Annotated in this window: 24 protein-coding genes; 23 read left to right on the forward strand and 1 reads right to left on the reverse strand. The window is 31.7% G+C overall.

Going from position 1 to position 21,449, the window contains the following annotated elements; all coding sequences use genetic code 11:
• Positions 1 to 100: 100 nt before the first annotated feature.
• The 23 genes from NSA23_RS11300 to NSA23_RS11410 all read left to right on the forward strand — a co-directional run bounded on the left by NSA23_RS11300 (position 101) and on the right by NSA23_RS11410 (position 20,061).
• Positions 101 to 754, forward strand: a complete 654-nt coding sequence (locus tag NSA23_RS11300; protein ID WP_042678748.1) for a CoA transferase subunit A — start codon at positions 101 to 103, stop codon at positions 752 to 754.
• On the forward strand, positions 754 to 1,413 hold the full coding sequence (locus NSA23_RS11305; protein ID WP_042678747.1) for a 3-oxoacid CoA-transferase subunit B: 660 nt from the start codon (positions 754 to 756) through the stop codon (positions 1,411 to 1,413). Before NSA23_RS11300 ends, NSA23_RS11305 begins: the two co-directional genes overlap by 1 nt.
• Positions 1,414 to 1,573: 160 nt before the next feature.
• Positions 1,574 to 2,935 (forward strand): short-chain fatty acid transporter, encoded by a 1,362-nt coding sequence (locus NSA23_RS11310; RefSeq protein ID WP_042678746.1) that lies wholly within the window; start codon positions 1,574 to 1,576, stop codon positions 2,933 to 2,935.
• 167 nt (positions 2,936 to 3,102) lie between these two features.
• Complete coding sequence (locus tag NSA23_RS11315) at positions 3,103 to 4,704, forward strand: sigma-54 interaction domain-containing protein (protein WP_050069685.1); 1,602 nt, start codon at positions 3,103 to 3,105, stop codon at positions 4,702 to 4,704.
• A 222-nt stretch (positions 4,705 to 4,926) separates the two neighbouring features.
• The gene (locus NSA23_RS11320; RefSeq protein ID WP_042678745.1) at positions 4,927 to 5,154 is read left to right on the forward strand and encodes an AtpZ/AtpI family protein; all 228 of its coding nucleotides are present in this window, start codon (positions 4,927 to 4,929) and stop codon (positions 5,152 to 5,154) included.
• Between the two features lie 5 nt (positions 5,155 to 5,159).
• Entirely contained in the window at positions 5,160 to 5,558 is a 399-nt protein-coding gene (locus tag NSA23_RS11325; protein WP_042678744.1) for an ATP synthase subunit I, read from the forward strand.
• 22 nt (positions 5,559 to 5,580) lie between these two features.
• Positions 5,581 to 6,252, forward strand: coding sequence for a F0F1 ATP synthase subunit A (gene atpB, locus NSA23_RS11330; RefSeq protein ID WP_042678743.1), 672 nt, complete (start codon positions 5,581 to 5,583; stop codon positions 6,250 to 6,252).
• Between the two features lie 43 nt (positions 6,253 to 6,295).
• Complete coding sequence (atpE, locus tag NSA23_RS11335) at positions 6,296 to 6,574, forward strand: ATP synthase F0 subunit C (protein WP_042678742.1); 279 nt, start codon at positions 6,296 to 6,298, stop codon at positions 6,572 to 6,574.
• Between the two features lie 57 nt (positions 6,575 to 6,631).
• Positions 6,632 to 7,144, forward strand: coding sequence for a F0F1 ATP synthase subunit B (locus tag NSA23_RS11340; protein WP_042678741.1), 513 nt, complete (start codon positions 6,632 to 6,634; stop codon positions 7,142 to 7,144).
• A complete protein-coding gene (locus NSA23_RS11345) occupies positions 7,132 to 7,674 on the forward strand; it encodes a F0F1 ATP synthase subunit delta (RefSeq protein WP_042678740.1) in 543 nt (180 codons plus the stop codon). The genes NSA23_RS11340 and NSA23_RS11345 overlap by 13 nt, the downstream gene beginning before the upstream one ends.
• A 21-nt stretch (positions 7,675 to 7,695) precedes the next feature.
• Positions 7,696 to 9,201, forward strand: coding sequence for a F0F1 ATP synthase subunit alpha (gene atpA / locus NSA23_RS11350; RefSeq protein ID WP_042678739.1), 1,506 nt, complete (start codon positions 7,696 to 7,698; stop codon positions 9,199 to 9,201).
• Positions 9,202 to 9,215: 14 nt separating this feature from the next.
• Positions 9,216 to 10,082: an ATP synthase F1 subunit gamma gene (gene atpG, locus NSA23_RS11355; protein WP_257490555.1), complete on the forward strand. Its 867-nt coding sequence runs from the start codon at positions 9,216 to 9,218 to the stop codon at positions 10,080 to 10,082.
• A gap of 17 nt (positions 10,083 to 10,099) precedes the next feature.
• Positions 10,100 to 11,497, forward strand: a complete 1,398-nt coding sequence (atpD, locus tag NSA23_RS11360) for a F0F1 ATP synthase subunit beta (RefSeq protein WP_042678737.1) — start codon at positions 10,100 to 10,102, stop codon at positions 11,495 to 11,497.
• A gap of 1 nt (position 11,498) precedes the next feature.
• On the forward strand, positions 11,499 to 11,927 hold the full coding sequence (locus NSA23_RS11365; RefSeq protein ID WP_042678736.1) for a F0F1 ATP synthase subunit epsilon: 429 nt from the start codon (positions 11,499 to 11,501) through the stop codon (positions 11,925 to 11,927).
• A gap of 139 nt (positions 11,928 to 12,066) precedes the next feature.
• A complete protein-coding gene (locus NSA23_RS11370; RefSeq protein WP_042678735.1) occupies positions 12,067 to 12,825 on the forward strand; it encodes a YwmB family TATA-box binding protein in 759 nt (252 codons plus the stop codon).
• A 20-nt stretch (positions 12,826 to 12,845) separates the two neighbouring features.
• Complete coding sequence (murA, locus tag NSA23_RS11375) at positions 12,846 to 14,099, forward strand: UDP-N-acetylglucosamine 1-carboxyvinyltransferase (RefSeq protein ID WP_042678734.1); 1,254 nt, start codon at positions 12,846 to 12,848, stop codon at positions 14,097 to 14,099.
• Positions 14,100 to 14,178: 79 nt separating this feature from the next.
• Positions 14,179 to 15,201, forward strand: coding sequence for a stage II sporulation protein D (spoIID, locus tag NSA23_RS11380; protein WP_042678733.1), 1,023 nt, complete (start codon positions 14,179 to 14,181; stop codon positions 15,199 to 15,201).
• 257 nt (positions 15,202 to 15,458) lie between these two features.
• Positions 15,459 to 16,223 carry a M23 family metallopeptidase gene (locus NSA23_RS11385; protein ID WP_050069683.1) on the forward strand — a complete coding sequence of 255 codons (765 nt, stop codon included), beginning with the start codon at positions 15,459 to 15,461 and terminating at the stop codon, positions 16,221 to 16,223.
• A gap of 99 nt (positions 16,224 to 16,322) precedes the next feature.
• The gene (gene spoIIID / locus NSA23_RS11390; protein WP_042678732.1) at positions 16,323 to 16,577 is read left to right on the forward strand and encodes a sporulation transcriptional regulator SpoIIID; all 255 of its coding nucleotides are present in this window, start codon (positions 16,323 to 16,325) and stop codon (positions 16,575 to 16,577) included.
• A 183-nt stretch (positions 16,578 to 16,760) separates the two neighbouring features.
• A complete protein-coding gene (mreB, locus tag NSA23_RS11395) occupies positions 16,761 to 17,786 on the forward strand; it encodes a rod shape-determining protein (protein ID WP_042678731.1) in 1,026 nt (341 codons plus the stop codon).
• A 64-nt stretch (positions 17,787 to 17,850) separates the two neighbouring features.
• On the forward strand, positions 17,851 to 18,891 hold the full coding sequence (locus NSA23_RS11400; RefSeq protein ID WP_257490556.1) for a flagellar hook-basal body protein: 1,041 nt from the start codon (positions 17,851 to 17,853) through the stop codon (positions 18,889 to 18,891).
• A 15-nt stretch (positions 18,892 to 18,906) separates the two neighbouring features.
• The gene (flgG, locus tag NSA23_RS11405; RefSeq protein WP_042678729.1) at positions 18,907 to 19,701 is read left to right on the forward strand and encodes a flagellar basal-body rod protein FlgG; all 795 of its coding nucleotides are present in this window, start codon (positions 18,907 to 18,909) and stop codon (positions 19,699 to 19,701) included.
• A 24-nt stretch (positions 19,702 to 19,725) separates the two neighbouring features.
• Positions 19,726 to 20,061: a rod-binding protein gene (locus NSA23_RS11410; RefSeq protein WP_257490557.1), complete on the forward strand. Its 336-nt coding sequence runs from the start codon at positions 19,726 to 19,728 to the stop codon at positions 20,059 to 20,061.
• Between the two features lie 50 nt (positions 20,062 to 20,111).
• Here NSA23_RS11410 and NSA23_RS11415 read toward each other — a convergent pair whose 3' ends face one another.
• Positions 20,112 to 20,825: a tRNA lysidine(34) synthetase gene (locus NSA23_RS11415; protein ID WP_042678728.1), complete on the reverse strand. Its 714-nt coding sequence runs from the start codon at positions 20,823 to 20,825 to the stop codon at positions 20,112 to 20,114.
• Positions 20,826 to 21,449: the final 624 nt, after the last annotated feature.

Here is a 21,449-nt window from a genome sequence, read left to right on the forward strand (position 1 = left end):
TTGAAAATAAATTAACAAATTGATATAATATAATATTGATAAGATTATAATGCATGTTTATAAGTTTTGTGAATAAATAAAATATATGGAGGTGCTCATCATGGATAAAGTAGTGACTATAGAAGAAGCTATTAGTCATATAGAAGAAGGTATGTCTGTTATGATTGGTGGTTTCTTAAGCTGTGGAACTCCTCATAAATTAGTAGATGCACTAGTTGAAAAGGGAGTTAAAGACTTAACTATAATAAGTAATGATACAGGATTCGTAGATTCAGGAGTTGGTAAACTAGTAGTTAATAAACAAGTTAAGACTTTATATGCAAGCCATATTGGAACAAATAAGGAAACAGGAAATCAAATGAATGCTGGTGAAATGGAAGTACATCTTATTCCTCAAGGAACACTAGCAGAAAGAATAAGATCAGCAGGAGCAGGTCTTGGTGGATTTTTAACTCCAACAGGAGTTGGTACTGTAATAGAAGAAGGAAAAGAAAAAGTAGAAGTAGATGGTGTAACTTATTTATTAGAAAAACCATTAAAAGCTGACGTTGCTTTATTACTTGGCCATAAAGTTGATAAAAAAGGTAATATTGTTTATAGAGGATCAACTAGAACTTTCAACACTGTAATGGCATCAGCTGCTGATTTAGTAATAGTTGAAGCTGAAAATCTAGTAGAAGTTGGAGAAATAGATCAAAATGAAGTTGTAACTCCAGGAATCTTTGTTGATTACATAGTTGGAGGTGACAAATAATGGATAAGAAAGAAAGAAAAGCTTTTATAGCTAAAAGGGTTGCTAAAGAATTACATGATGGTGATGTAGTTAACTTAGGTATTGGACTTCCAACAATGGTTGCTAGCTATGTACCAGAAGGTATGGACGTTACTTTCCAATCAGAAAATGGATTTGTTGGTTTAGGACCAGCACCAGAAGAAGGAAAAGAAGATAAGGATATAGTTAATGCTGGTGGCATGCCGGTAACTATAAAAGAAGGTGGAGTATTCTTTGATAGTGCTACATCCTTTGCTATAATTCGTGGCGGACATGTCGACATGACAGTTCTAGGTGCACTACAAGTAGACGGAAAAGGAAACCTTGCAAACTGGATGATTCCTGGCAAAATGGTTCCAGGAATGGGTGGAGCTATGGACTTAGTAGTTGGAGCTAAGAAGGTTATTGTAGCTATGGAACATACAGTTAAAGGCAATCCAAAAATATTAAAAGAATGTAATCTACCTCTAACAGCAGCAGGAGAAGTAGATCTAATAATAACTGAAATGGGAGTTATAGAAGTAACTGATAAAGGATTAGTTTTAACTGAAATAAACCCAGAATATACAGTAGAAGAAGTACAAAAAGCTACAGAAGCAGAACTAATAATTTCTGATGATTTAAAAGAAATGGAAGCATAAGTATATCTTAAAATATAAAGTTGGCAGCATTTAGTGGCTAACATTAGATGCTGCCAAAATTATTCTTTTAACAGAGGAAAAAGTCGAAAAAAAAGATATTTTAAGGAATAGATTGACATAAATATAACTATCTTAAAATATAAACAAAGGAGGATGGATTATGTTTAAGAAGTTTACTAATGGTTGCGTAAGCTTAGTACAGAATTATTTACCTGATGCATTTATTTTTGCTATATTTCTTACAATACTTACATTTATTCTAGGTATAATATTTACTGGGCAAAGTCCATTAGACATGTTAGTTCATTGGGGAAACAGTTTTTGGGACTTATTGGGTTTTTCAATGCAGATGGCATTAGTACTGGTTACAGGACATACATTAGCAAGTTCTCCACCAGTTAAAAAAGGTCTTAGAAAGATGGCTAGTATACCAAAGACTCCTACTCAAGCTATATTTGCAGTATCATTTGTTTCAGCATTAGCTTGTTGGATTAACTGGGGTTTTGGACTTGTTATAGGAGCTCTTTATGCTATGGAATTAGTTAAACAAGTAAGAGATGTAGACTATAGACTTTTAATTGCTAGTGCTTATTCAGGATTCCTAGTTTGGCATGGAGGAATTTCTGCTTCTATACCACTTACATTGGCAACTAGTACAGCAGATTTAAAAGGAATGACTGCAGGTGCTGTAACAGGAATAATACCTACTACTCAAACTATATTTGCACCATTTAATTTAGTGATTTCTTTTGCAATTATATTAACTTTACCCCTTATAAATAGAGCTATGCATCCAGAAAAGGGTGAAACTGTAACTGTAGATGTGAATTTATTAGAAAATAGTGCAGATGAAGAAGCTGCAGAAGCAGAATTATCTAAAAATGATACTCCAGCTGATAGAATTGAAAATAGTAGAATAATTTCTATAATAACAGGAATATTTGGACTTGTATATATAGTTTACTATTTCTCTACACATGGTTTTGACTTAAACTTAGATATACTTAATTTTATATTTTTAATCTTAGGAATGATATTCCATAAAACACCAAGAAGATTTATAAAGGCTGTAGGAGAGGCAGTAACAGGAGCAGCAGGAATAATACTTCAGTTCCCATTCTATTCAGGAATAATGGGTATGATGATTGGAGCAAACCCTGAAGGTGCTAGTCTTGCATCCCTTATTTCCGAATGGTTTGTAAGTATTTCAACAGTTAAAACATTTCCACTATTCTCATTCTTAAGTGCAGGAATAGTAAATTTCTTTGTTCCATCTGGTGGTGGACAATGGGCAGTACAAGCTCCTATTATGATGCCAGCTGGAAAGGCTTTAGGTGTACCAGCAGCAAAAACTGCAATGTCAATTGCTTGGGGAGATGCTTGGACCAATATGATTCAACCATTCTGGGCATTACCAGCATTGGGTATAGCAGGTCTTGGAGCTAGAGATATTATGGGATTCTGTATAATTGACTTGCTTTGGGCAGGAATTATAATAGCGTTAGGACTTTTCTTCTTATAGAATAATGTAAAAGGCGACTCTTTAGAGTCGCCTTTTTAGTCAGATATTGATATATGATTAACTATCGATTGATAAATTCTTAACCATATTAGATATTGAAAAAAATATCCATTATTATAAAATATAAGGTAGAAGCTAAACTGCATAAGCTACTTGGGGGTTAGAAAATGGTTGAGAAAAGTTGGATTAAAGAAATTAGAGAAGAGTTGGATATTGAAGGTTTAGGAATAAAGATCTATAATTCTGATAGAAGTCTTGTTTTAGAAGAAGGAAAAAACATAGAAAATTTTTTAAAAAAAGAATATGATTTAAAAGACTATAGGGTAATTATATATTTAGATAAAAAATTGTATAAAGATATAGAAGAATCTATGGCAGATCTAGTTTTTAAGTTAGTTGAAGAAAAATACAATAATGTATTCCTTCTTTCTGAAGCCAATAAATTAAAGTATTTTAATTTTAAGATAGCAGAGACTGTTCCTGATGCAGTTTTAGTATTTGATAATAATGGACGCGTAAGGTATTTTAACGAAAAGGCATTAGAGTTTATAGAAGTTCCTAAAGATGAAATAACTAATAAGCCTCTTCAGGATTTTTATCTTACAAAATTAAAGGTGGTTCAAGTACTTAAAACTGGTATACCAGTGTTTAATAAGGAGATATTTGTAAAGACTAAGGAAGGGAAGAAAAGAAGGCTTCTAAAGACTATCTTGCCTATTTTAGATGAAAACAAAAAAGTAATAGGAGCTTTAGATAAGATAAAAGAAATAAATACAGCAACTAAATTCATAGACAATATATCTGGATATAGAGCAACTTTTGATTTTGGAGATATTGTTCATAAGAGTAATAAAATAGCCAAAATTATTGATGTTGCAAAAGCTAGTGCAGATACTGATATAACAGTCCTTATACAAGGAGAAAGTGGTACAGGTAAGGAATTGTTTGCTCATGCTATTCACAATAATTCTTCAAGGGTCGGAGATCCTTTTGTAATATTAGATTGTTCTACGATTCCAAGTGAACTAGTAGAGTCTGAACTATTTGGATATGCTGAAGGTGCTTTTACAGGAGCAAAAAAAGGTGGTAAATTAGGAAAGTTTGAATTAGCTGATGGAGGTACTATTTTTTTAGATGAAATTGGAGAAATGCCTATAGACATTCAGGCAAAACTTTTAAGAGTTCTTCAAAGTGGCACTTTCACTAGGGTGGGAGGATATGAGCCTATGGAAATAGATATAAGGATTATTGCAGCTACCAATAGGAATTTAGAAGAAGAGGTCAGGAAGAATAATTTTAGAGAAGATTTATTTTATAGATTAAATATGCTTTGTATGGAAATTCCACCTTTAAGACATAGAAAAGAAGATATAATAGAGCTTACAAATCATTTTTTAGAAAAGGCAGCAACTAAATTAAATAAAAATGGGATTACTATAAGTAAAGATGTTTTAGATATATTTATAAATTATGATTGGCCAGGGAATGTAAGGGAACTTGAAAATGCAATATTTAGAGCTGTAAATCTGTGTTTTGAAGGAGAAATACTTCCTAAACATTTACCTGAAAAAATAGTGGAAAAAACTGAAATAGTAGTATCTGCAGAGAAGGATGAAATAGACGAAAAATCTTTAGAAGATATGGAAATAAAGCATATATTAGAACTTTTAGACAAGAATAATGGAAATAAAAAGAAGACAGCCGAGATGTTAGGAATTTCTAGAAGTACACTTTATAGAAAACTAAAGAAATATAATGTGCCATTATGATACATGTGTTGTAATGTTGATGGTACATATACAAAAACGATACACATTTTATAGAAATATAAATATATATTATATAAAAATCCTGTAGAATAGTTTGAAAATTATCGATATATATTATATATTTTATATATAATATATAGTATTTCATAAGATTTTTATATAAACTTTGTATAAAAAATATCAGGGTTGTGATTATATATAAAGAAATCTGGAGTGTTTCTATTGAAATATAATAAGAAAAGTAAAATTGGAGAAAGTATTGCATTAATAACTCAAGTAGGTCTTTCAATTATAACACCTATACTTGTAGGTGTTTTTTTAGGAAATATTTTAGATAAAAAATTAGGCACTGAAATGGTTTTTACTATTATATTCATTATACTTGGAGCTTTGTCTGGATTCATGAATTTATTTAAACTTGGAACAAGGAATACTAAAAAAAGGAAGTGAATTAAATGCTTCGGGACAAAGAGATAATAAAGATAATAAAAAGGACAATAGCTCTTAGTTTAGTAGTTATAGGCATACTATTGATAGTTATGAAAAATGGAAAAACATATGCTTTAGGAATGTTTTTTGGTTCTAGTATAGGTATATTGAATTTCATATTAATGGGTTCTACTATAAACAAGGCAGTTCAAATGGACTCTAAGAGTGCATATGGTTATTCAGTAAGGAATTATTTTATTAGATATCTTATCTATTTTGTAGTTTTGTCTGTGGCAGCATTAGCGGACTACTTAAGTTTTGTTACTACAGCTTTAGGGCTTTTTATGATAAAGATAGTTATACTTTCCAGTGCAGTTTATGATACTATAAAGGTAAGAAATAGAAGGAAGCTTAATAAAAAATAAAACTGAGGAAGGAGGGAGGAACTTGGAAATAAATATAGAGACAAATCTATTTGGAAAAGAAATATTTATACCTGATACTGTAGTAAATTCTTGGATAGTTTTAATAATCTTAACAATATTTGCCTTAATAGTAAATAATAAAATAAAAAAGGCAAGCACAGATGAGAAGCCCTCAGCATTTTTAAATGTAGTAGAAGTATTAGTAGAAAAAGTAGATGGATTAGTGAAAAGTACTATGGGACCAGATAAAATTTTCTTTGCACCATATATTTTAACATTAGTTATGTTTCTTTTAATAGCTAATTTATTTGGACTTGTAGGATTTACTCCTCCAACGTCTGATTATAGCGTGACTTTCACATTAGCTCTAATGACTTTCTTTTTGACTCAGTATTATAGCTTTAAAACTTCAGGATTTTTAGGATATTTTAAAAACTTTACTGAGCCTATGGCATTTCTTACCCCATTAAATATACTTGGGGAGTTGGCAAATCCAATATCCCTATCATTTCGTTTATTTGGAAATATTTTAAGTGGAGTTATTATAATGGGGCTTTTATATAGTGCATTAGGCTATTTGGCTCCAATTTTTACACCAATTTTACATGCATACTTTGATGTATTTTCAGGTGTGTTACAAACCTTTATTTTTTCCATGCTTACTATGATTTTTATAGGTGGAGCAATGGATTAAATTGTTTTAGAAAATTTTTAAAATTTTGGGAGGAGGAAACAATATGTTAGAAGGAATAACTAGTGAAGCTTTTATATTAGGATGTTCAGCAATAGGAGCAGGTCTTGCTATGATAGCAGGTATTGGACCTGGGATTGGTCAAGGTCATGCAGCAGGTAGAGGTGCTGAGGCAGTAGGAAGGCAACCAGAAGCTCAAGATGATATAGTTAGAACTATGCTTTTAGGTCAAGCAGTTGCAGAGACAACTGGTATTTATGGATTAGTTATTGCTATAATCCTTTTATTTGTAAGACCATTACTAACTGCTTATTTAAACTTGTAATTGGAGATGGGGATTCCCATCTCTTAGAATATACCCGATAAAAGGGAGGTTCAGTTTATGGAATTTGTTGTAAATGTAATACCTAAGCTATCTTCAATGATATTACAACTTATAGCCACAGTGATACTATTTTTTATATTAAAGCATTTTTTGCATGAACCTGTTTCAAAATATATGAATGAAAGACAAAATAAGATTCAAAATGATATAGATGATGCAAAATCTTTAAAGGGAGAAGCATTAGAGCTTAAAACTCAATATGAAATTAGTATAAATGAAGCTAAAGCTGAAGGGCAGGAAATAATAGAATCTGCACGAAAACGTGGAGAGGAAATAAAAGAGGATATAATAAAAGAGGCAAAAGTAGAAGCTGATGGAATTATTGAAAGAGCCAGAAAAGAAATAGAAAGAGAAAAAGAAAAAGCATTAGATGAAATAAAGGTTCAAGCAGGAGATATGGCAATTCTTATAGCTTCAAAGGTTATTGATGAAGAACTAGACACAAACCTACAAAATGACTTAATTGACAAGTTTATAGATGAGGTAGGGATGGATAAATGGCAAAATTAGTTGGGAAACGCTATGCATTGGCTCTTTTTGAAACTGGGTTAGAGTTGGATAAAGTTGAAGAATTTGAGAAAGAAGTAAGTTTTATAGGAAGAGTTCTTGAAAATGATCCTGAACTTGGTGTGGTTTTAAGTCATCCTAAGATTACTAAGGATGAGAAAAAAGATTTAGTAAATAAACTATTTAAAGAAAGTATTTCTCAAGAAATGTTGAATTTCTTATATATTGTTATTGATAAAAGAAGAGAAAGATATATTAATGAAATAGATAGTTACTACCATCAATTATACAATGAAGAGAAAAACATATTGGAGGTAACGGCAATAACTGCTGTTCCAATGAATAGAAAAGCTGAAGATAAACTTAAGACCATACTTTCAAATAAATTAGGAAAAAATATAGTACTAAAAAATATAGTAGATAATAAAGTTGTTGGTGGAGTAATGCTTAAAATTCAAAATAAAATAATAGATGGAACTGTGAAAGGACAGCTAGAGTCTATTCAGAAGAACTTAAAAAGTATGAAAGTATAAGGAAATAGAGGTGATAGTCCGATGGATCTAAGACCAGAAGAAATAAGTTCAGTAATAAAGGAACAGATTAAAAGATATGATAAAAAACTTGATATGGTAGATGTAGGTACTGTAATTCAAGTAGGAGATGGTATTGCAAGAATTCATGGTCTTGAAGGATGTATGGCTGGGGAGTTAATTGAGTTTCCAGGTGAAGTATATGGTATGGCTTTGAACTTAGAGGAAGACAATGTAGGATGTGTGCTTTTAGGTTCAGATAAGGATATTAAAGAAGGAGATACAGTTAAAAGGACAGGTAGAATAATGGAGGTTCCTGTAGGAGATGTAATGATAGGTAGGGTAGTAAATGCATTAGGTCAACCTATTGATGGAAAAGGACCTATAAACGCTACAAAATTTAGACCTATTGAAAGAATTGCTCCAGGTGTTATAACAAGAAAAAGTGTATCTGAACCATTGCAAACAGGTATTAAATCTATAGATTCTATGTTCCCTATAGGTAGAGGACAAAGGGAACTTATAATAGGAGATAGACAAACTGGGAAAACTGCTGTAGCTATAGATACTATGTTAAATCAAAAAGGTGAAGATGTAATATGTATATATGTAGCTATAGGTCAAAAAAGAAGTACAGTAGCTCAAATAGTAGATGTATTAGAAAGACATGGAGCCATGGATTATAGTATTGTAGTATCTGCTACAGCTAGTGAGTTAGCACCGCTTCAATATATAGCACCATATTCAGGTGTTAGTATAGGAGAAGAATTCATGGATCAAGGTAAGGATGTACTTATAATATATGATGATCTTTCTAAACATGCTATTGCCTACAGAGCAATGTCATTACTACTTCGTAGACCACCAGGAAGGGAAGCTTTTCCAGGAGATGTATTTTATCTACATTCAAGACTTCTTGAAAGGTCTGCAAAATTAGATGAAAAATATGGTGGTGGTTCTATAACTGCATTACCTATTATAGAAACATTAGCAGGGGATATTTCTGCTTATATACCAACAAATGTTATTTCAATTACAGATGGACAGATATTTCTAGAGACAGATCTTTTCTTCTCAGGACAAAGACCAGCTATAAATACAGGACTTTCTGTATCTAGGGTTGGAGGGGCTGCTCAGATAAAAGCTATGAAAAAAGTTGCAGGACAATTGAAGCTTGAATTAGCTCAATATAGAGAATTAGCAGCTTTTGCTCAATTTGGTTCAGATCTTGATAAGGATACAAAGGAAAGGCTTGATCAAGGTGAAAGAATCATGGAGATTCTTAAACAGCCTCAATATAGTCCTATGAATGTAGAGGATCAAGTACTTATTTTATATGCTATTATGAATAAGTATTTATCTGATATACCTGTAGAAAAAATAAGTCAATTTGAAAAAGAATTCATAAATTTTGTAAATAATAATTATCCTAATATAACTGAGGATATAAGAAAAACAAATGATTTAACGGAAGAGACAGAAGAGAAATTAAAAGAAGTTATAGTAGAATTTAAAAAGAGTTTTCAATAATTCCCTATTAGGGGGTGAAATATTTGGCTGAATCAACAAGAGATATAAAAAGACGTATTAGAGGAATTAGTAATACTAAGCAAATAACTAAGGCTATGGAATTAGTATCTTCTGCAAAACTTAGAAGGGCAAGGGAAAAGTTAGAAAAAACAAGACCTTATTTTAATACTGTACTGGAAAGTATTCAAGAGGTGCTTTCTAGTACAGGAAATATCAGACATCCTTTTCTAGAGCATAGAGAAGTTAAAAGATCTTTATATATTGTTATTACTGCTGATGGCGGTTTAGCAGGAGGATACAATTCTAATATTATAAGACTTGTAGAAAATAAAATAAAAGACAAAAAAGATAAAGTGGATTTAATAGTAATAGGAAGTAAGGGAAAAGATTATTTTAATAATAGAGGATATAATGTAATAGGTGAATTTATAAATATAACAGAAGAACCAAAGTTTAGTGATGCTGTGAAAATTGGGAAATTAGCTATGGAACATTATGAAAATAAAGGAGTGGATGAGGTAGTACTTGCTTATACAGAATTTATTACCACTCTTTCTCAAGATACTAAAGCAATTAAACTTTTACCTAATAAAGATGTAAATGAAGATAAAAAAGAAAAAACTTCTGTTATAGATTATGAACCTTCTGCAGAAGAGGTACTTGACTATCTAATACCTAAATATATTGAAAGTACTGTTTATGGTGCTTTAATAGAGTCTTCTTGTAGTGAACAAGGTTCTAGAATGACTGCTATGAAATCTGCAACAGAAAATGCAGAAGAAATGATAGATGAATTAACTCTTAGCTACAATAGAGCTCGTCAAGCTGCAATAACCAGTGAAATATCTGAAATTGTAGCAGGAGCAGAAGCTCTGAAATAGCAGGAAGGAGTGTAGATATGGCTAAGAATATAGGAAAAATAGTTCAAGTAATTGGGCCTGTAGTAGATATAAGATTTAGTGAAGAAAATCTTCCTAATCTTTTAAATGCTATAGAAATAGATAATGATGGAGAGAGACTTATAGTTGAAGTAGCCCAACATATCGGCGATGATACTATAAGATGTATCGCTATGGGATCTACTGATGGACTTAAAAGAGGAATGGAGGCAGTAGATACAGGGAAACCTATAGAGATACCCGTAGGAAGTGAAACATTAGGTAGATTATTTAATGTATTAGGAGAACCTATAGATGAAAAGGGAGGAATAGATGCTAAGAACTTTTCTCCAATTCATAAACCAGCTCCATCTTTTGAAGAACAAGAGACAGCAAAAGAAATATTTGAAACTGGAATTAAAGTAGTAGATCTTATTGCACCTTATTCAAGAGGTGGTAAAATAGGGTTATTTGGTGGAGCAGGAGTAGGAAAAACTGTCCTTATACAGGAGTTAATTAACAATATTGCAACGAAACATGGTGGACTTTCTGTATTTACAGGAGTAGGAGAGAGAACTAGAGAAGGAAATGACCTTTATTATGAAATGGCTGAATCTGGAGTAATAGATAAGACAGCTTTAGTATTTGGACAAATGAATGAGCCGCCAGGAGCTAGAATGAGAGTTGGACTTACTGGACTTACTATGGCAGAATATTTTAGAGATCAAGAAGGGCAAGATGTTTTGTTGTTTATAGATAATATTTTTAGATTTACTCAAGCAGGTTCAGAAGTTTCAGCACTTTTAGGCAGAATGCCTAGTGCAGTAGGTTATCAACCAACTCTTGCAACAGAGATGGGACAACTGCAAGAAAGAATTACTTCTACTAAGAAAGGCTCTATAACATCAGTTCAAGCTATATATGTACCAGCTGACGATTTAACTGACCCAGCACCAGCAACGGCTTTTGCTCACTTAGATGCTACAACAGTACTTTCTCGTCAAATTGCTGAATTAGGTATTTATCCAGCAGTAGACCCATTGGATTCTACTTCTAGAATATTGGATCCTTCGGTAGTTGGAGAGGAGCATTATGAAGTAGCTCGTGGAGTGCAGGAGGTTCTTCAAAGATATAAGGACCTTCAAGATATTATAGCTATATTAGGTATAGATGAACTTTCTGATGAAGATAAACTTATAGTTTCTCGTGCAAGAAAAATTCAAAGATTCTTATCTCAACCATTCTATGTAGCTGAACAATTTACAGGAATGGAAGGAAAATATGTACCTATTAAGGAAACTGTAAGAGGATTTAAAGAAATACTGGAAGGAAAGCATGATGATATACCAGAGCGAGCTTTCTTCATGGTAGGAACTATTGATGAAGTAATAGAAAAAGCTAAGGAGATGGAGGGTTAATATGACTAATTTTCCTCTTGAAATTGTAACTCCTGATAGAATGTTTTTTTCTGGTGAAGTAGAATCAGTTATAGTAAGGGGAGTTGATGGAGACTTAGCAGTACTTAAAAACAGAGCCCCATTAGTTACACCATTGAAAATAGGTAAGGTCAGAATAATAATAGATGGAAAAGAAAAAGTAGCAGCTCTTTGCAGTGGATATATTAAAGTTTCAAAAGAAAAAACAACAATTATATCAGATTCTGCAGAATGGCCTGAGGAAATAGATATAAAAAGGGCTGAAGAAGCTAAGAAAAGAGCTGAGAAAAGGCTTAAAGAAAAGCCTAGTGGAATAGATACAAAAAGAGCAGAATTAGCCTTAAGAAGGGCATTAAATAGGCTTGATGTAGCGAAAATGAAAAATATAGATAGCACAAAAAATATTGAGTAGTAATGTATAAAAAGTACCCTGTCATGGCAATACTCATACCATGAGGAAAGGGTGCTTTTTTAGTGTAAAAATGTTTTGTCCCCCTTTACATTTTTACATATATACCTTTTCCTCCAATTTATATATGGAGGTTATAAATATGAAATGGTTTAGAAATATTACTTTTTTAGGAATTATAATATCTTTAGTTTTAACAAATTTTAGTTTCAGTCAAGATAATTTACAAGGTTATAATTATCAAGAAAATATATTGATGGATTCTATTGAGAATATGGGGGCAGATTTTATAGAATTGGATATTCATTGCAGTGGAAAATATAAGGATGAATTTATTTCCAAAGAAGAAATAGTCCTTTTAGGAGAGGAATTAGGAGAAAAACTAGGTATATTAGAAGATATTACAGGTGAAATTATAGAAAAAGAAGGATTTATACAGTATAATGCTAAAAATAGTACAGAGGACCTAATAGATATAACTATATCGTCTTATAGACTTAAGAATAAGGATGAGGGTGAAACTACTATTTTTGTAAATTTAGTTAAAAGGGAGAAAAATGGTCAAATTAATGATATAATGGAGAATACGCAAGATATATTTGCTCAATATGGAATACAAGCAGAAATTACCACTTGCATTGTAGGAGGATTTAAAGGAAAATTGGATAGGAGTGATATAAATAAAAAGATTATAAAAGCAATTAAAAGGGTAAATGGTGTTATAGTAGACAATTATGATGAGGAAAATTTAGTAAGTATTACAGCTTATACTCCAATATTTAAAAATTATATATACTCAGGTAATAAAAAGATGAATTATAATTTAGCAATAAGGTATAATGAATATGAAGATAAGACTTGTGTGTGGATTGGCACACCAATTATTACAATTAGTTATTAAAGGACTAGGAGGGGATTTATTTGAGTAAAATTGTGGTAGAGAAGAGCCCTCCATTAAAAGGAACGGTTAGGGTTAGCGGAGCAAAAAATTCAGCTTTGCCAATTCTTGCGGCTTCTCTATTAGGCACAGAAGATATTGTTTTAGAAGATGTACCAAGTTTAAGGGATGTAGATGTTATATGTGAGGTGTTAGCATCTTTAGGATCAGAAGTAGAAAGATATGAAAATGGGAAAATAAAGATAAATTCTGCAAATTTAAATAAACATGAGACTCCCTATGAGTTAATGAGCAAAATGCGGGCTTCTTTTTTGGTTATGGGACCTCTTTTAACCCGCTTAGGAAAAGCTAAGACTTCTCTCCCTGGTGGCTGTGCTATAGGCACTAGACCTATAGATTTGCATTTAAAAGGATTTAAAGCCTTAGGAGCAGAGACAGATGTAGATCATGGCAATATAGAAGCCTATGCAGATAAATTAATAGGAGATAGAATATATCTTGATTTTCCTAGTGTAGGTGCAACAGAAAATATAATGATGGCAGCTGTTTTAGCAGAGGGTGAAACAATAATTGACAATGCTGCTATGGAACCAGAGATAGTTGACTTAGCTAATTTCTTAAGTAAATTAGGTGCAGATATCAAAGGAGCTGGAACTAGCAGTATTAGAATTAATGGAGTAGAAAGATTAGGAGGAGCTATTCACTCAGTAATTCCTGATAGGATTGAAGCAGGTACTTATATGGTAGCCAGTGCTATTACTGGTGGAGATATAATAATTGAAAATGTTATTACAAGCCATATTAAACCAGTTATTGCAAAACTTAGAGAAACTGGATGTGAAATATGGGAAAATGGAGATAAGTTAAGAGTTATAGGCGTAGACAGCCGTAATGCTGTAGATGTGAAAACTTTACCTTATCCAGGATTTCCTACAGATATGCAAGCTCAATTTATGAGTCTTATGAGTGTAAGTAAGGGGACTAGTGTTGTAATTGAGACCGTATTTGAAAATAGATTTATGCATGTAGATGAACTTAAGAGAATGGGTGCAGATATTAAGATCGATGGTAGAAGTTCTATAATTCAAGGTGTAGATTCATTAACAGGTGCTCCAGTTAAAGCTACAGATTTGAGAGCAGGAGCAGCACTTATTCTAGCTGGTCTTATAGCTGAGGGACAAACTACTATTGACCATGTGTACCATATAGACAGAGGTTATGATGGTATAGAAAAGAAATTAACTAAATTAGGAGCTAAAATTTATAGAACAGAATAATTAACATACTATCTTTTCCCACTGCATACAATGTAATTAGATTAGTATGACTAAACATTGGATAAAAGAGGGGGAGAAGATGAAAAAACTATGGATATATATAGGATTTATATTGATAATAACTATTGTTCTTCCAACTGTACTTGTAAAAACTTCTAAGTTTATTTCTCTTGAAAACAAAATAAAAATAAAAGAAATTAAAAAAGATGAGAAGAAGGCAAAGAAAGAGGAGTTTGATGGATACATAAAGGTATATGATACTAGAACTCAAGAAGTTATAAAGCTTTCTCTTGAGGATTATGTAAAAGGAGTGGTAGCAGCTGAAATGCCAGGAGAGTTTCATACGGAAGCACTAAAGGCTCAAGCAGTAGCTAGCAGGACCTATGCCCTTCATAAAATGAACAAGTTTGATGAGGGACATCCTGACCATTCTCAAGCTCCCCTTTGTACTGGAGTTCACTGTCAAGCTTTTCTTTCTATAAAAGAGTTGGAGGAAGTTCATTCTAAAAAGTGGATTAATAAATACTGGTCTAAAATTGAAGAGGCTGTAGAAAGTACTGCTGGAGAGGTAGTATATTATGAAGATGAAATTGTAGAACCTCTCTATCATTCAACTAGTGGTGGTATGACAGAAGATGCAAAAGATGTTTTTGCTAGTGAAAGCCCTTATTTAAAATCAGTATCAAGTCCCTATGAGGAAGGAGCGCCAAAATTTAAAGATGTAGCCACTTTTACTGCAGATGACTTTATAAAAAAAATGAAGACAAAATATCCTAGTGTAAATATTAAAAAGGATAATTTTCCTGAAAAGATTAAATTAGTAGAGAGATCAGAAAGTGGTAGAGTAAAGAAGATAATGATAGATGGTCAAGTAGTTAATGGTAGTGAAATTAGAGAAATTTTCAATTTAAATTCAACTAATTTTAAAATAATATATAATCCAAAGTCAAATATGATTGATATAGAAACTATTGGCTATGGTCATGGAGTAGGTATGAGCCAATGGGGAGCCAATGGTATGGCTAAAAAAGGGAAAAAATATAAAGATATATTGAAGCACTATTATACTGGTGTGGATGTAAGAAAATATAAAAAAGATTAAAGAAGATTAAGAAAGAATCATTCTGAAATAAAAGAATGGTTCTTTTTTTATTTCTATTTGCGGAAACTGGCATTATATTGAAAGAAAGTTCTAAGTCTATTATTTTAAACTTCGAGGCCTTACACTATATTAAAAGAAATCAAAGAAATAGTCCTCTACTTTTATCGAATTTTTTATTCAAATGAAAATGTTTAATTGTGTATTAAATATTTTATTTTGGCAATAATAGTATTAGAAGTTGAGACGGAGGTGTATGTATGAAAAAAAAATTCGATAAATTAACTCATAAGGATAGCTTTTATATTATTTTATTTGTTTGCGTCTGTATAGTAGGAACAGCAGCTGTATGGGCCTCAAAGAAAAATTTAGATAGGATGAAAAGTGAAAATGATCCTGTAGAAGAGGAAGATTTTTTAATATTAACAGACGAAGATAAGCATGGTGTAGAAGAGCCATCATTGGAAAGTTTAAAACAACAAGAAAAGAAAAGGCATGAGGAAAAACAAAAACAAGAAGAGGAAAAAGAAGAACCTAAAGAAGAAACAAAAGAAGAGCCTAAAGAGGAACCTAAAGAAAAGCCAAAGGAAGAGCAAGAAAACAATGTAATCCAAACTTTCTATATGCCAGTAGAAGGAGAAATAGGATTAGATTTTAGTACCGATAATTTAGCTTATTCGAAGACTTTAGAAGAGTGGACTAGTCATGAAGGAATAGATATTAAGGCCAATGAGGGAACAGCAGTAAAGGCTTGTCTTGACGGTGTTGTAAAAGAAGTATATGAAGATGAGTTATGGGGAATAGTTATAACAATTGATCATGGAAAAGGATTAGAGAGTAGATATGCAAATTTATCTACAAAAGATATGGTCAAAAAAGGGCAGAGTGTCAAAAAAGGAACTCCTATAAGTGGAGTAGGAAAACCTAAAGGATTAGAGATGGCTGATGAGCCTCATTTACATTTTGAAACAATATTCAATGGAAAAAAAGTAGATCCTAAAAAATATCTACCAGGTATCAACTAAAGTTCATAAGGTGTGAATAAAGGTTCTATTAGAGATTTAGTGTGCATAGATATTTAAAAAGACCCAATCCTAAAATAAAGTTCAAAGGGGGTTAAATATGTGAAAGACTATATAGAAGAAAGGGCTTTAGAGATTGCAAAGTATATAATAAGTGAAAAGGCAACCGTTAGACAAGCAGCCAGTGTATTCGGGGTGAGTAAAAGTACAGTACATAAAGATGTGACAGAACGTCTCCCTAAGATAAACCCTCTTGTAGCAAGTATGGTAAAAAAAGTACTAGAGCAAAACAAGGCAGAAAGACATATTAGAGGTGGCAAAGCTACAAAGATGAAATACAAAGCGGCTAGCGATTAAATAGGTCCCATTGGGTAGGTCCCATTGGGACCTTTTAAGCTATTTGTATATATTTTCTCCTTTATTGATACTTATATTTAAAAAGTTGAAGGAATTTTAAAATGAGTATAGAATTATAATATGATGACTAAAAATGAAAATAACATATGATTTATATATGATTAGAATAAAGGAGGAACAAAAATGGCTGCTTTTAGAACAGATTTGGGAATAGATTTAGGAACTGCGAGTATTTTAGTTTATGCTAAAGATAAGGGAGTTGTACTAAATGAACCTTCAGTAGTAGCAATTGATTACAATACAAACAAGTTTTTAGCTGTAGGAGAAGAGGCAAGAAAGATGCTAGGACGTACTCCAGGTAATATAGTTGCAATGAGGCCTTTAAAAGAGGGAGTAATATCTGATTATGGTGTAACTGAAAGAATGTTGAAATATTTTATACAGAAGGCTTCAGGAAAAACATTTTTTAAACCTAGAACCATAGTATGTGTTCCAAGTGGGGTTACAGAAGTTGAAAAAAGAGCAGTTCTTGAAGCTAGTACTCAAGCTGGTGCAAGGAAAACTTATTTGATAGAAGAACCAATTGCTGCAGCAATTGGTGCAGGTATAGATATAACCCAACCTAATGGAAATATGGTTGTAGATATTGGAGGAGGAACTACTGATGTAGCTGTTATTTCTCTAGGGGGAATAGTAGTTAGCCGTTCTATAAAAACTGCAGGAGATGATTGCGATGAAGCAATAACTAGATATATTAGAAAAAAACATAATGTAATAATTGGAGAAAGAAGTTCTGAAGCATTAAAAATAAACATAGGAACAGCTTATAAAAGAGAAAAAGAAGTTTATATGGAGATAAGAGGAAGAAATTTAGTAACTGGACTTCCAAAGACTATAAATATTTCTTCACAAGAAATGTTTGAAGCAATGGAAGAACCAATTTCAAGCATTGTAGATACGGTGCATACAGTACTTGAAAGAACGCCACCAGAATTAGCAGCAGATATTGCAAATTCTGGAATAGTGATGACAGGTGGAGGGGCACTTTTATATGGATTAGATAAATTAATATCAGAAAGAACTGGTATTAGAGTAAATATAGCAGAGGATCCAATTGCTTGTGTAGCTACAGGGACAGGCAAAGCTCTAGATTGGGTAGATGTCTTAGAAAATAGTTTATTAGATTCTGATTCTATAGTTGAAAGATAGTTCTAAAGTATACTTTAAAATTGACGATATATACCTATGAGTATTATGTCAAGGATGTGATGCAATGAATAGGGGATTATATATTAGTGCTACTGCTATGATGGCAAATCAAAGAAGATTAGAGGCAATATCAAATAACCTTTCAAATTTAAACACAACAGGATTTAAGAAAGATGTGGTCTTAACAGAGTCTTTCCCAGAAGTTTTGCTTTCTAAAATAAATGATAGACCAGATTTTAAACCTAGAATGGAAAATGAAATAGGTTATGAAACTAATGGGAATATCCATAGAGCACATACAGATGAAGGCTATTTCATGGTTAGAACTCCTAATGGTATAAGCTATGTGAAAGATATTAGATTTATAGTTGATGATGAAGGCTATTTAAAAACTTTCTATAAAAATGAGCAGGATGAATACAGGACAAACGGAGAAAACTACATACTAGATCAAAATCGTAATCCCATTAGAGGTGGAGGAAATATTGAAGGATTACTTGAAGGTATTGTATTCCATCCAAATGCAAAAGTTATAGGAACTATGAGTCCAGGAGTGAAAGTAAAAAAAGTTGTAACAGATTTTACACAAGGAGAGTTTCTTGATACTGGAGGAGTTTTTGATTTAGCATTAAAAGGGAGTGGATTCTTTAAAGTTCAAGGTGAAGATGGAGAAACTTACTATACTAGAGATGGCTCCTTTACTGTAAATAATATAGGAGAGCTAATTACATCAGATGGGCATAGAGTTATGGGAAGTGGTGGGCCCATAATTATCAATGGAGATGATGTAAAGATTACAAAAGATGGACGAGTATTAGTAGATGGAAATATGGTAGGTAGTTTAGATATTGTAGATTTGAACAATAAAGAATTTTTAAGAAAAATAGGGGACAACTTATATAGGATGGCAGAAGATGTAGATGCTGAAGAAATACCTTTTAATGGAGAATTGTTACAAGGATTTTTAGAAAATTCAAATGTAGATTCTATAAAAGAGATGGTGGAGATGATATCTCTTTTAAGAAATTTTGAATCATGTCAAAAAGCTATAAGAGTACAAGATGAAATGATGGACAAATCAGCAAATGAAATAGGTAGAGTATAGGGGAGGAAGAATAATATGCGTTCAATGTGGACTGCTGCTACAGGAATGAGAGCACAACAGTTAAATATAGATACTATTTCAAATAATCTTTCTAATGTAAATACTACTGGATACAAAGCTCAAAGAGCAGAATTTAAAGATCTTTTTTATACAAGTATGAGAAGAAACAATATAGTAGATGATGAAGGTAGACCAGTGAATTTAGAAGTAGGTCATGGTGTCATGCCTACAGCAACTAAGAGAAATTTTAAAAATGGTAGTTTCATTGAAACACAAAGTGATTATGATGTAGCCATAAATGGGGAAGGTTTTTTTGCAGTAGAACTTCCTAATGGAGATATAAGGTATACAAGAGATGGAAGTTTTAAATTAAGTATAGATAGAAATCAAGGAACATTAGTAACTACAGAAGGTTATAGAGTTTTAAATGATGCAAATAATGATATAGTTATTAGGAGTGGATTGGGAGATATAACTATTGATGAAAGAGGAAATATAACTGCAAAGGATGAGGCAGATAGGACAGTAAATTTAGGAAGATTAAAATTAGTTAGGTTTATGAATCCAGAAGGACTTTTAAGTGAAGGTTCAAACCTTTATAGGGCTACAGAAGCTTCTGGTGGAGAAATCCCTATAGGTGCAAATGAAATGGAAAGTAAAATAGCTCAGGGTTATTTAGAGTCTTCAAATGTTGCAGTAGTAGATGAAATGGTAAAAATGATTACTGCTCAAAGGGCTTATGAGATAAATTCTAAAACTATACAAACTTCCGATGAAATGCTTCAATTGATTGGAAATCTTAAAAGATAATTAGAGAAATAACGGGGTGAAGATATGGAGATATTTCCCAATAGTTTTATAATGCAAAAGACTACAGATGAGGATATTCTTCAAAAGAGAATTCAAAATGCTAGTGAAGATAAAAAGGATAAAGAGCTAATGGATGTATGCAAGGAGTTTGAGGCCGTTTTTATTCATATGATGCTGAAAGAAATGAGAAAGACTATTCCAGACAATGGACTTATAGAAAAAAGTACAGCTACTAAAATATTTGAAGATATGTTTGATGAAGAGATGGCTAAAAAAATGTCTGATAGTGAAGAAGATGGGATAGGAATAGCTAAGATTCTCTATGATGATTTTAAAAATAAAAATGTAGTTAAGATATAATAAATATATTAATATATTGTAAAAAAAGTAGTGGGGTTTCCACTACTTTTTTAGCTAAACCAAAGTCTAAGCCCTTTTTCATTATTTAGAGCTGTAAGTATCCTATTTCTAGCATCAGGAACCTCTTTATAGATTTTATGTACTAATTTGTTCATATCTTCTCTTTTGGTTTTTTTGTCAGCTGGACAAGGATTGTTTACTATAGGAATATTATTTTTTTCTATAGAATTTTTTATATCCTGTTCTGATACATATAATAGTGGACGTATAATATATATTTTTTTTCTATCTAAATAGGTTAAAGGAGGAAGAGTATTTATTCTTCCTTCATATAATAAACTTAAGAAAAACGTATCTATAGCATCATCACCATGATGGCCTAATGCTAGTTTATTAAATCCTCTATCTTTTAAAGAGTTGTGAATAGCTCCTCTCCGCATATTTGCGCATAGAGAGCAGGGATTTTTTTCTTTTCTTGTATCAAATACTATATTTTTAATATTAGTTTTTTTCAAATTGAAAGGTACTCCTATACTTTCACAATAGCTTTCAATGGCCTTTGTTTCAAAGCCTTCAAAACCTAAATCAACTGTAAAAGCTTCCAATTCAAATTTCTCTGGACTAAATCTTTGATAAAGTTTCAATGCATATAAAAGAAGCATACTATCTTTTCCTCCAGATACACCAACTCCGATTTTATCACCATCATCTATCAAATTAAAATCTTCTATAGCTTTTCTCATAGGTCCCAAAATTTTTTTCATTATATCAACCTTTCTTATAGAAAGTAAGTAAAAACATATCAAAATATATTATACTATTGTAGTCCATATATTTCACTATTTATTTTTCTAAATTTGTATGCTTTTTTAGTTTATGCCAAGCCACGGATTTTGGGTTATTGGCTTTCCTTCCGAAAAAGCTTTGAAGAAAATAGGACTTAATTTTTCATAAAATTCTAACGTAAATAATGGGTTTTTGCTAAATTGATTGAAAATCAATTTCACAGGTTTTATGAAAAAATTCGTCTCTATTTTCTAATCAAAGTCTTTTTAGTCAGTTAAATCCAATAACCTAAAATTCTTAATTACGCTAATTCTTTAAACCAAAAACTCTAACTTTGAAACTTTTAGCTGTATTTTTTCAAATAATACAATCTTTAAGCAAATAGAAATAAAAAATGAGCGACTAAAAAAAGTTTTGCTATGAAATAATCCGACTCAAAAATAAAATGCGTTAAAAATTTTTCACTGTTTCAGCCAAGTGAGTTTGAAAATATTTAGCATTTTATTTTTTGGTAGGATACTATTTCATCAAAACTTTTTTTGGAGCGAATTTTTATTTGTATTTGCTGGAGCTGGTACAAGGTTAAAAGAAAGTATAAGCTA

Source organism: Anaerosalibacter massiliensis (genome assembly GCF_024623155.1).
Lineage (GTDB): Bacteria > Bacillota > Clostridia > Tissierellales > Sporanaerobacteraceae > Anaerosalibacter > Anaerosalibacter massiliensis.

What these genes read in the sequence shown, in the direction of transcription:
- NSA23_RS11300 (WP_042678748.1), top strand. Translation starts at nt 101, where the DNA reads ATGGATAAAGTAGTGACTATAGAAGAAGCTATTAGTCATATAGAAGAA.
- NSA23_RS11305 (WP_042678747.1), top strand. Translation starts at nt 754, where the DNA reads ATGGATAAGAAAGAAAGAAAAGCTTTTATAGCTAAAAGGGTTGCTAAA.
- NSA23_RS11310 (WP_042678746.1), top strand. Translation starts at nt 1,574, where the DNA reads ATGTTTAAGAAGTTTACTAATGGTTGCGTAAGCTTAGTACAGAATTAT.
- NSA23_RS11315 (WP_050069685.1), top strand. Translation starts at nt 3,103, where the DNA reads ATGGTTGAGAAAAGTTGGATTAAAGAAATTAGAGAAGAGTTGGATATT.
- NSA23_RS11325 (WP_042678744.1), top strand. Translation starts at nt 5,160, where the DNA reads ATGCTTCGGGACAAAGAGATAATAAAGATAATAAAAAGGACAATAGCT.
- atpE (WP_042678742.1), top strand. Translation starts at nt 6,296, where the DNA reads ATGTTAGAAGGAATAACTAGTGAAGCTTTTATATTAGGATGTTCAGCA.
- NSA23_RS11340 (WP_042678741.1), top strand. Translation starts at nt 6,632, where the DNA reads ATGGAATTTGTTGTAAATGTAATACCTAAGCTATCTTCAATGATATTA.
- NSA23_RS11345 (WP_042678740.1), top strand. Translation starts at nt 7,132, where the DNA reads ATGGCAAAATTAGTTGGGAAACGCTATGCATTGGCTCTTTTTGAAACT.
- atpA (WP_042678739.1), top strand. Translation starts at nt 7,696, where the DNA reads ATGGATCTAAGACCAGAAGAAATAAGTTCAGTAATAAAGGAACAGATT.
- atpD (WP_042678737.1), top strand. Translation starts at nt 10,100, where the DNA reads ATGGCTAAGAATATAGGAAAAATAGTTCAAGTAATTGGGCCTGTAGTA.
- NSA23_RS11365 (WP_042678736.1), top strand. Translation starts at nt 11,499, where the DNA reads ATGACTAATTTTCCTCTTGAAATTGTAACTCCTGATAGAATGTTTTTT.
- NSA23_RS11370 (WP_042678735.1), top strand. Translation starts at nt 12,067, where the DNA reads ATGAAATGGTTTAGAAATATTACTTTTTTAGGAATTATAATATCTTTA.
- spoIID (WP_042678733.1), top strand. Translation starts at nt 14,179, where the DNA reads ATGAAAAAACTATGGATATATATAGGATTTATATTGATAATAACTATT.
- NSA23_RS11385 (WP_050069683.1), top strand. Translation starts at nt 15,459, where the DNA reads ATGAAAAAAAAATTCGATAAATTAACTCATAAGGATAGCTTTTATATT.
- mreB (WP_042678731.1), top strand. Translation starts at nt 16,761, where the DNA reads ATGGCTGCTTTTAGAACAGATTTGGGAATAGATTTAGGAACTGCGAGT.
- NSA23_RS11400 (WP_257490556.1), top strand. Translation starts at nt 17,851, where the DNA reads ATGAATAGGGGATTATATATTAGTGCTACTGCTATGATGGCAAATCAA.
- flgG (WP_042678729.1), top strand. Translation starts at nt 18,907, where the DNA reads ATGCGTTCAATGTGGACTGCTGCTACAGGAATGAGAGCACAACAGTTA.
- NSA23_RS11410 (WP_257490557.1), top strand. Translation starts at nt 19,726, where the DNA reads ATGGAGATATTTCCCAATAGTTTTATAATGCAAAAGACTACAGATGAG.
- NSA23_RS11415 (WP_042678728.1), bottom strand. Translation starts at nt 20,825, where the DNA reads ATGAAAAAAATTTTGGGACCTATGAGAAAAGCTATAGAAGATTTTAAT.